Origin of the sequence: Rhodosalinus sp. (assembly GCF_041685465.1) — a bacterium.
GTDB lineage: Bacteria > Pseudomonadota > Alphaproteobacteria > Rhodobacterales > Rhodobacteraceae > Rhodosalinus.
In genome coordinates this window covers 1-4,090 of record NZ_JAWLFS010000255.1, presented here as the reverse complement: position 1 = coordinate 4,090, position 4,090 = coordinate 1, and the positions used below count along the sequence as shown (strand labels likewise).

Annotated in this window: 3 protein-coding genes; 1 reads left to right on the top strand and 2 read right to left on the bottom strand. The window is 70.0% G+C overall.

Annotated features, from left to right (window positions below; genetic code table 11):
- A partial coding sequence (locus ACESL7_RS13825; RefSeq protein WP_372893891.1) for an AMP-binding protein occupies positions 1–1,560 on the bottom strand: 1,560 nt, incomplete at its 3' end.
- Between the two features lie 77 nt (positions 1,561–1,637).
- Between ACESL7_RS13825 and ACESL7_RS13820 the strand changes: the two genes are divergently transcribed.
- Positions 1,638–2,561: a DMT family transporter gene (locus ACESL7_RS13820; RefSeq protein WP_372893890.1), complete on the top strand. Its 924-nt coding sequence runs from the start codon at positions 1,638–1,640 to the stop codon at positions 2,559–2,561.
- Positions 2,562–3,049: 488 nt separating this feature from the next.
- Here ACESL7_RS13820 and ACESL7_RS13815 read toward each other — a convergent pair whose 3' ends face one another.
- The gene (locus ACESL7_RS13815) at positions 3,050–3,898 is read right to left on the bottom strand and encodes a TauD/TfdA dioxygenase family protein (protein WP_372893889.1); all 849 of its coding nucleotides are present in this window, start codon (positions 3,896–3,898) and stop codon (positions 3,050–3,052) included.
- Positions 3,899–4,090 lie beyond the last annotated feature (192 nt).

Below are 4,090 nucleotides of genomic sequence, written 5' to 3'. Positions count from 1 at the left end.
CTCCTGGAAGACCACTTTCTTCGGCGTCTTGAAGCCCGCCAGCCGGTCCCGCGCGTAGGCGATGAGCGCAGCCTCGTCGGCCTCCGCGCCGTCCTTCAGCTCGACGAAGGCGCAGGGCACCTCGCCCCATTTGGCGTCCGGCTTCGCAACCACGGCGCAGAGCAGCACGGACGGATGCGCCATCAGCACGCCCTCGACCTCGACCGACGAGATGTTCTCGCCGCCCGAAATGATGATGTCCTTGGCGCGGTCCTGAATGCGCAGGTAGCCATCCGGTTCCTGCACGGCGATATCGCCCGAGTGATAGACGCCGCCGCGGAACGCCTCGGCCGTCGCCTCGGGATTCTTGAGGTAGCCCTTCATCACCCCGTTGCCGCGAAACACGATCTCGCCCTGTGTCCGCCCGTCCATCGGCACCTGCCGGCCGGCCTCGTCCAAGGCGCCGACGTGCTCCATGAAGGGCATGGCAACGCCCTGCCGCGCCTTCTTCGCCGCGCGCGCCTCGCCTTCGAGCGGCTCCCACTCCGGGCCCCAGGTGCATTCGGTGGCGGGACCGTAGGTCTCGGTCAGGCCATAGACATGGGTGATGTTGAACCCCAGCGGCTCGATCGCGGCGAGCGTCGCGGGCGCGGGCGGGGCGCCGGCGGTGAAGACTTCCACCGTGTGGTCGAAGTCGCGCCGCTCCTCGGGCCTGGCGTTGACGAGGGTGTTCAGCACGATGGGGGCGCCGCCGAAGTGCGTCACCCGCTCGTCTGCGATGGCGTCGAAGATCGGCTTCGCGGCGATGTCGCGGCAGCAGACGACCGTACCGCCCACCGCGGGCATCATCCAGGTGTGGCACCAGCCGTTGCAGTGAAAGAGCGGGACGATGGTCAGGTAGCGCGGGTAAAGCACCATCCGCCACGACAGCACCTGTCCCATCGCGTTCAGATAGGCGCCGCGGTGGTGATAGACGACGCCCTTCGGACGCCCCGTCGTGCCCGAGGTGTAATTGAGCGCGATGCTTTCCCATTCGTCGCCGGGCATGACCCACTCGAACGCCGGGTCGCCCGCGGCCAGAAGCTCCTCGTATTCCGGGTACTCGCCGAGATGATGGACGCCCGCGTGGTCGTCGGCCACCTCGATCACCGCCGGCACCGGTCCCTCCATCCGCTCGAGCGCCTCCGCCGCGAGGGGAATGAACTGCGGGTCCACCAGCAGCACCCGCGCCTGCCCGTGAGCGAGGATGTAGGCGACCGTGTCCGGGTCGAGACGCACGTTGATCGTGTTCAGCACTCCGCCGCAGGCGGGCACGCCGAAATGCGCCTCGGCCTGCGCGGGCACGTTGGGCAGGAGGGTCGCCACCACGTCGCCGGGCTTGACCCCGATGCCGGCGAGCGCCGAGGCGAGCCGGCTCACCCGCTCGGCGTACTCCCGGTAGCTGCGCCGGACCGGCCCGTAGACCACGGCCTCCTGATCGGGAAAGACCACCGTCGCGCGCTGCAGGAACGACAGCGGCGTCAGCGGCACGAAATTCGCCGCCGTCTTCTCGAGTCCGGTTTCGTCTGCGAGCCAGCCCATGTCGGAACGCCTCCCCTTTTCCCCGTCGGGGGGACGGTATAGGGAAAGATTGTTGCGTCGCAAGACGGGGATGGGCGATGAGTGTTGCCGAAACCATGCGAAGCGGCACCACCGCCGGGGCGCTCTCGATGCTCGCGGCGATGGCGGTGATCGGGCTCATCGACAACGTGGTGGCGCTGATCGCCCGCGATATCGGGCTCTGGCAGTTCCAGCTCGTGCGCGGGGTGATCTGCCTGCCGATGCTGGCGGCGGCCTCCGTCGCCCTGCGCCAGCCGATCCGCGCCGTGTCCTTCCGGGCGGTGACCCTGCGCAGCGCGGTCGTGACGGTCGCGATGTCGCTCTACTTCGGCGCGCTCGCCTTCCTGCCGATCGAGCAGGCGCTCGCCGGGCTCTTCACTTCGCCGATCTGGATTCTCGTGATCACGGCGCTCGCGCTGCGCCGCCCGGTCGGGGGCGCGCGCGTGGCGGCGGTGGCGCTCGGGTTTCTCGGTCTGATCGTGGTGCTCGAGCCCGATCCCGCGGCGCTCTCGCCGGTGATCCTGATGCCGGTGCTCGGCGGGGTCTTCTACGCCGTGGGGATGATCGCCACCAACACGATCTGCGCGCGCGAGAACGCGCTGACGCTCCTGACCGGCATCATCCTGTGTCAGATCGCGCTGAGCGCGGTCGCGGTCGCGCTGATCGCGGTGATCGGACCCGAGGCCGAACCCGGCGCCGCAGGCTTCCTGCTGCGCGGCTGGACCTGGGGGATGGGCGATATCGCGCCCTGGCTCCTCGTGCAGGCGGTCGGGTCGCTCGTGGGCGTGGGGCTCATCATCCGCGCCTACCAGCTGGGCGAGCCGAGCTACATCGCGCCCTTCGAATATGCGGCCTTCATCTCCGGGCCCTTCTTCGCGTGGGTGCTCTTCGGCCATCTCCTCGGGGTACAGCAACTCGCGGGCATCGTCCTGATCGCCGCCGCCGGGTCGCTCGTCGCGCTGCGCATGCGCGAGGCGCGATGACCGTGACGCCCCGGCGGCGCGGCAGCCCCGCGGACACGCCCGGGGCGTGAAGCTGCTTCGGACACGGTCCGGGCAAGGGCCTGGGCACGTCCCGTTTCCGGACGCCGCGCCGCGCCTTCGGGCGGGCGGCGGTGGCGCGGTTGCCCATCCGCCGGGCGCGACGTGTCACCGCTCGATCCGCCGCACGAGTGCGCCGCCCCCCGCCGCCGTCCGGCGACGCAGCAGCCGCGCCCGCCGGGCGCAGCAATTCAGACGATGGCCGCGCGCGTGGCCCTGGACCTGGGGCGGCGCGCCCGCGGGGACGTGGCGCCGCATGACGGGCGCGACGCAGTTCCCGGGGGCGTCTGGCGGGTGTCATGGGGATCGCCGGTTTCGCCCGACGCGACCCCGCAACGCGACACGAGGCGCCCCGCGCGTCCCGGTCGGATGCCTGACACGCGGTCGGCGATGACCCACGGGACCGGGCCGCGACGAAAGGTGGTCACACGCTAGGCCGGGGGCGCGCGGCGGAACGTCGTCCGGTAGAGCAGACGCCGGGAACCCGCGTAATCGTTCGTCGCATAGTGCAGTGTCATGCGGTTGTCCCAGATCACGACATCGCCGCGCCGCCACTTGAGACGCATCGAGAAGTCCGGCCGGGTCGCGTGCTTGTAGATCTGCTCCAGGAAGGGGCGGCTCTCCTCCTCCGTCAGACCCTCGAACCGCGTGGTGTAGATCGGGTTGAGAAAGAGCGCCCGTGCCCCTGTCTCCGGGTCGGTGATGACGGCGGGATGCAGCACCTCGCGGTCTGCCTCCGGATCGCCGCGCGTCATCCTGATCGACGAATTGGCCCGCGTCTTCGCCGCAGGCGCGAAACGGACGCCGTAGGGCTTGCCGACATGCACCGCCTTGCGCCCGTCGAGAAAGGACTTCAGGTGCTCCGGCAGCGTCTCGAAAGCCGCTTTCTGGCTCGACCAGACGGTGTCGCCGCCGACCGGCGGAATCTCGGCCGCGTTCAGCACCGATCCCGCGGGCGGGGTGTCGAGGAAGCTGAAATCGCTGTGCCATTCGCCGCCGAAGACGCCACCGCTGTCCTCGTGCGCCTCCTTCAGCACGGCGATCACCGCGGGGTCCTCCGCCATGGGAGCGACGTAAGGCAGCTGCATGAGGTCACCGAACACCTCGGTCAGTCTTTTCTGGTCGTCGAGGCCGAGGTCCTGATCGCGGATCAGCAGCACATGGTGGGCCGAAAGCGCGGAGCGAAGGGCCGCCCGAAGGTCCGGGTCGTCGAGCGCGCGAAGATCGACGCCCGAGATCTCTGCACCGATATATCCGGTCAGTTGCGTCACGTCGGGCATCGCTCTGGCCTCCGGTCCATTCTGGTTACCGCGTCAGCCGCAGTCGCGACAAATCGCGGCGCTCTGTCAAGGGAGGCAGGTCCTGCGTGCCCCTCCGGTCGGGCGGGCCCGACCGCGGGACAGCATCGCGCGACCACGCAAGGACCGACGTCCCCTCGGTCGAGGCGCTGGCCCGCCACGTCGGTGCGAGCG

What these genes read in the sequence shown, in the direction of transcription:
- ACESL7_RS13820 (WP_372893890.1), top strand. Translation starts at nt 1,638, where the DNA reads ATGAGTGTTGCCGAAACCATGCGAAGCGGCACCACCGCCGGGGCGCTC.
- ACESL7_RS13815 (WP_372893889.1), bottom strand. Translation starts at nt 3,898, where the DNA reads ATGCCCGACGTGACGCAACTGACCGGATATATCGGTGCAGAGATCTCG.